The organism is Methylobacterium sp. 22177 (genome assembly GCF_052045615.1).
In the GTDB taxonomy this organism is placed as follows: domain Bacteria; phylum Pseudomonadota; class Alphaproteobacteria; order Rhizobiales; family Beijerinckiaceae; genus Methylobacterium; species Methylobacterium radiotolerans.
The window spans coordinates 5,489-9,798 of record NZ_JBQEPK010000086.1 but is presented as its reverse complement, the minus strand read 5'-3'; the positions used below and the strand labels follow the sequence as shown (position 1 = coordinate 9,798).

Genomic DNA, 4,310 nt, shown 5'->3' with positions numbered 1-4,310 from the left:
TTGCCCCGGTCTCGTGGCTCTTCGTCATTTCGTGTGGCTTCCCCGTGCGTTCTCCGTCTGTGTGAGAAGGACGGAGCTTGGCGATGGCGCGGCTGCACGAGGTTCCTGGCTGCCGGGTACTCTCCATCGAAGATGGGTCTGAGGCGGGCGTTGTCATGCACGTTCGCGGCTGCCGCTGCGCAGGACGTTGTCCCGTTTGCGGCACGCTGAGCACTGCCTGTCACGGCTCCGATCAGCGGCACCCCGCCAATCTACCCTCCCTTGGACGAGCCGTTCGGCTCGACCTTACCGTCCGACGTTTGCGCTGCCTCAACCCCTCCTGTTCCCGACGGACATTCTGCCTTCCTGCCCCTTCTCTCCTGGCTCCGCACGCCCGACGAACCCGACGACACGGTGGAGTGCACCCTGTTTGACCGGACAAGCAGCGGGGCGGGTTTAGGCAGTCCGGCTGAGGTACTCTCGGGGCGAGAGCATGCGCAGGCCGGAGTGCGGGTGGATCGTGTTGTAGTCCTCGAACCAAACCGGCAGAAGCCGCATCACGGTCTCGGCGTCGGCCAAGATTGCCAAGCGGGCATAGTCGCGCTTTAGCGTCTTCACGAACGCCTCCGCGATGCCGTTGCTCTGCGGCGAACGCACCGGGGTGAACAGCAGCCGTAGGCCGAGCGCGGCGGCCGTCTGCGCTGTCTCCTTGGCGATGTCGGCGGAGCCGTTGTCGGACAGCCACTCGACTGGGTGCGGGGTCTTCGTCGCGCCGAACCGGCGCTCGCAGCAGGCGATCATCAGGTCGCAGACCATCTCGGCCGAGACGCCTGTCGTGGTCGCCGACCACGCCATGATCTCGCGGTCGCACGCGTCGATGGCAAACAGCACGCGGACGATCGCACCGTCCCGGCAGCGCAGTTCGAGGTGATCCGAGCACCAGCGCACGTTCGAGCGCAGCGCCACCACGATGCCGTCGTGGGTGCGGCCGGGCCGGCGGGCGGTGTGCGGCGCGAGGGTGAGCCCGTTCGCCCGCAGGATGCGCAGCACCCGCTTGGCATTGACGCTCGCTTCGCCGCGCGAGCGCAGGGCCCGGTTCACCAGTGCGGTGACGCGGCGATAGCCGTAGCTCGGGCGGGCATCGATGATCGCGCGGATCGTCGGCAGCAGCTGCGCATCCTCGGGCTTGCGGTAGGGACCGCGCGGCCGAGCAGGCCGACTCAGGCGCTCGGCCAGGTGGGAGCGGGCGACACCGAGCTTTTCGGCGACCGCCTTCACCGCGAACCGCCCGTCGAACCGCCCCAGGAGCTGAGCGGCAAGGTCGGATTTTTTGTGCGGGCGAGGTCGAGCGCCTCCTTCAGGATCTCGACCTCCATGGTCTTGCGCCCGAGCAGACGTTCGAGGTCGCGCACGCGTCGCTCCAGCTCGCGAACCCGGCTGGTGCCGACGACCTCCTCGTCGGCGTGCACGGCCTGATGGCCGCCCTCCAGCATGCGCCGCTTTCACGAGAACAGCAGGCTGGGCGAGATGCCGTAGCGGCGAGCAACGAACGACACGGACGAGCCGGGTTGCTGGCTCTCCTCGACGAGGCGGATCTTCTCGGTGGTGGACCAGCGCCGTCGACGCTGAACGCCGGTCAGGATCTCGCCGTGCATCGGCGGGGCGGTCGGATCGGATGACATAGCCTTACCCATAGGCCAACGCCTATGCCTTCGTGAGCTATGCCGCCTGTCCGGTCAAAACGGGGTGCGGTTCACACGGATCTTCTCAGTGGTCGGCCAGCGCCGGCGACGCTGAGCACCAGACAGGATCTCGCCGTGCACCTGTGGAGCGGCCGGATCGGATGTCATAGAGCGCGAGACGAAAGAGAGGGCGCATTCAGACCGCAACACCTTCACCCAGCGCACCGTTGCTGCACTGCAACGGACAATTGACCAAGAAGCCTCTAGGCTTTTGCCTTTCGGACGGAGGAGAGGCGCAGCATGGCAAACAAGCACTTCGTTCACGCTTCGACGCATCCGAAGGCTACGATTCGCGTCGGCAGATTCGACGTGCCTTGCACGGTGCTCTCTCACACTGACGCGGCCGCTCACGTGCGCGTGCTCACTGCTGGTGGCATCCCCGAACACCTGACGCTCGTGCGCGAAGGCCAAGTTCAGCGCGCCCGTATTGCGCTGCGCAAGCAGGGGCCGCTCGGCCTAGATCTCTGGCTCGATCTGCAGAGGAATCAGGATGCTCGCGTGGCCTAAGAGCCTGTTTAAGCGGTTGACGTCCTCCCATCGCTTTGGTCCGGCGTGAGTGCGAGTTTTCCGGTTTTGTGAGACCCTGACGGGAGGAGCAGAGCCGTGAAGAAGAGCAGGTTTACCGAAGAGCAGATCGCCTTCGCGCTGAAGCAGGCCGAGACCGGGACACCGGTCGCGGAGGTGCTGCGCCGGATGGGCATCTCCGAGCAGACATTCTACCGCTGGAAGAAGCTCTACGGCGGCTTAGGCACAGGCGAGTTGCGGCGGCTGAAGCAGCTCGAGGACGAGAACCGCAAGCTCAAGCAGCTCGTTGCCGATCTGAGCCTCGACAAGCACATCCTGCAGGACGTGCTTGCAAAAAAGCTCTGACGCCTGCTCGGCGACGCGAGCTCGTGCACCAGGTTCAGGAGGCGCACGGGGTGAGCGAGCGGCGCGGCTGCGCCGCGCTCGGCGTCGGCCGGTCGGTACGCATCCGGCGAAGGCCGCCTTGTGAGCTGGCCGGTTGAGGCTGAGGTCATAGGAGTAATCCTAGGACCTTGAGCATGACCCAGGCGGGTATCGAACTGGTGAGAGCCGAGCGGCGTCGACGCTGGACGCGGGCGGAGAAGGAGCGGTTGGTCGCCGCTTCGTTTGAACCGGGTGTGTCGACCTCGGATGTCGCCCGCCGGGCCGGTCTCCACGTCAGTCAGCTGTTCCGCTGGCGCAAGTTGCTGTGCGAGCGTGTCGGTGCTCCCACGCCAGCGCTGGTCCCCGTCGTGATCACTCCCACGTCCGCCGCGATGACGGTCGAGCCTAGTCGAGCGCACAACCGCTGCCGTCGCTCCGGCGCAGTGATCGAGATCGATCTCGGCAGAGGCCGGCGCGTTCGGGTCGGCTCCGACGTCGATGCCGCGGCGCTTCGGCGGGTGCTCGACGCCCTGGAGGGCCGATGATCCCACTGCCGGCCAACGTGCGGGTGTGGCTGGCCACCGGCCACACCGACATGCGCAAGGGCTTTTCCAGTCTCGGCCTGATCGTCCAGGAGACGCTCAAGCGCGATCCCCATGGCGGGCATCTGTTCGTGTTCCGCGGACGGCGCGGCGACCTGATCAAGGTGATCTGGCACGACGGCCAGGGCGCGTGCCTCTACACCAAGCGGCTCGACCGCGGCCGTTTCCTGTGGCCCTCGGTGGCGGATGGAGCCGTGACGATCTCGACGGCGCAACTCGGCTACCTGCTCTCGGGTATCGACTGGCGGATGCCGCAGGAGAGCTGGCGTCCGAGCGCTCTCGGCTGAGGATAACGCGTTACAGCGCTTGAAGAATATGTTCTTCTCTCAAGCGTGCCGAACGCGCCCGAGCCCCCGCCGCTTCCCACCGATCTTGCCGCCGCCCATGCCATGATCCTGGCCGAGCGGGCGGCCCGGCTCGCCTCGGAGATCGCGGTCGAACGGCTGAAGCTGGAGGTCGCCCGGCTGCGGCGAGAACGGTTTGGGACCTCCTCGGAGCGCAGCGCCCGGATTGACCAGCTCGAACTCGTCCTGGAGGATCTGGAGGAGACGCTGGCCGAGACCCAAGTGCAGGCGGCCGCCGAGCCCGAAGCGCTCTCCGGTGCGGCTTCCTCTCGGCGCAAGCCCGCCCGCCGGCCTCTGCCCGAGCACCTGCCGCGCGAGCGCGTCGTCCATCCCGGCCCGACGACCTGCGCCTGTTGCGGCGGAGCGCGCCTTCGTCACCTCGGCGAGGACGTCACCGAGACCCTGGAGCGGATCCCGGCGCGCTGGGTCGTGATCCAGCACGTACGCGAGCGCTTCTCGTGCAGCGACTGCGAGACGATCGCGCAGACACCGGCCCCGTTCCATCCGATCCCGCGCGGACGAGCGGGCCCAAACCTTCTGGCCGAGGTGATGATGGCCAAGTTCGGCCTGCACCTGCCGCTGCATCGCCAGAGCCAGCGCTTCGCCCACGAGGGCGTACCGATCGACGTCTCGACGCTGGCCGGCTGGGTCGGAGCGGTGACCACCGCCCTGTCGCCCCTGGTCACCCGGATCGAGGCCCATGTTCGAGGGGCTGAGCGCCTGCATCTCGACGACACGCCCGTCCCGGTCCTGGC

Annotated in this window: 4 protein-coding genes and 3 pseudogenes; 6 read left to right on the top strand and 1 reads right to left on the bottom strand. The window is 67.3% G+C overall.

The window, feature by feature from the left end; genetic code table 11:
* Positions 1 to 77: 77 nt before the first annotated feature.
* Positions 78 to 389 (top strand): annotated as a pseudogene (locus ACTJK8_RS31595) (transposase family protein); the annotation flags it as partial.
* Positions 390 to 435: 46 nt separating this feature from the next.
* Here the strand turns inward: ACTJK8_RS31595 and ACTJK8_RS31590 are convergent.
* A pseudogene (locus tag ACTJK8_RS31590) lies at positions 436 to 1,673 on the bottom strand (IS3 family transposase).
* Between the two features lie 288 nt (positions 1,674 to 1,961).
* Between ACTJK8_RS31590 and ACTJK8_RS31585 the strand changes: the two are divergent.
* The 5 genes and pseudogenes from ACTJK8_RS31585 to tnpC all read left to right on the top strand — a co-directional run.
* Positions 1,962 to 2,228 carry a hypothetical protein gene (locus tag ACTJK8_RS31585; protein WP_440763141.1) on the top strand — a complete coding sequence of 89 codons (267 nt, stop codon included), beginning with the start codon at positions 1,962 to 1,964 and terminating at the stop codon, positions 2,226 to 2,228.
* A gap of 96 nt (positions 2,229 to 2,324) precedes the next feature.
* Positions 2,325 to 2,689, top strand: a pseudogene (locus ACTJK8_RS31580) (transposase); the annotation flags it as partial.
* A gap of 75 nt (positions 2,690 to 2,764) precedes the next feature.
* The gene (gene tnpA / locus ACTJK8_RS31575; protein ID WP_440763140.1) at positions 2,765 to 3,154 is read left to right on the top strand and encodes an IS66-like element accessory protein TnpA; all 390 of its coding nucleotides are present in this window, start codon (positions 2,765 to 2,767) and stop codon (positions 3,152 to 3,154) included.
* The gene (gene tnpB / locus ACTJK8_RS31570; protein WP_024827170.1) at positions 3,151 to 3,498 is read left to right on the top strand and encodes an IS66 family insertion sequence element accessory protein TnpB; all 348 of its coding nucleotides are present in this window, start codon (positions 3,151 to 3,153) and stop codon (positions 3,496 to 3,498) included. The genes tnpA and tnpB overlap by 4 nt, the downstream gene beginning before the upstream one ends.
* Before the next feature lie 102 nt (positions 3,499 to 3,600).
* Positions 3,601 to 4,310 (top strand): IS66 family transposase (gene tnpC / locus ACTJK8_RS31565; protein WP_440763142.1); only part of this gene is annotated, 710 nt, incomplete at its 3' end.

What these genes read in the sequence shown, in the direction of transcription:
- ACTJK8_RS31585 (WP_440763141.1), top strand. Translation starts at nt 1,962, where the DNA reads ATGGCAAACAAGCACTTCGTTCACGCTTCGACGCATCCGAAGGCTACG.
- tnpA (WP_440763140.1), top strand. Translation starts at nt 2,765, where the DNA reads ATGACCCAGGCGGGTATCGAACTGGTGAGAGCCGAGCGGCGTCGACGC.
- tnpB (WP_024827170.1), top strand. Translation starts at nt 3,151, where the DNA reads ATGATCCCACTGCCGGCCAACGTGCGGGTGTGGCTGGCCACCGGCCAC.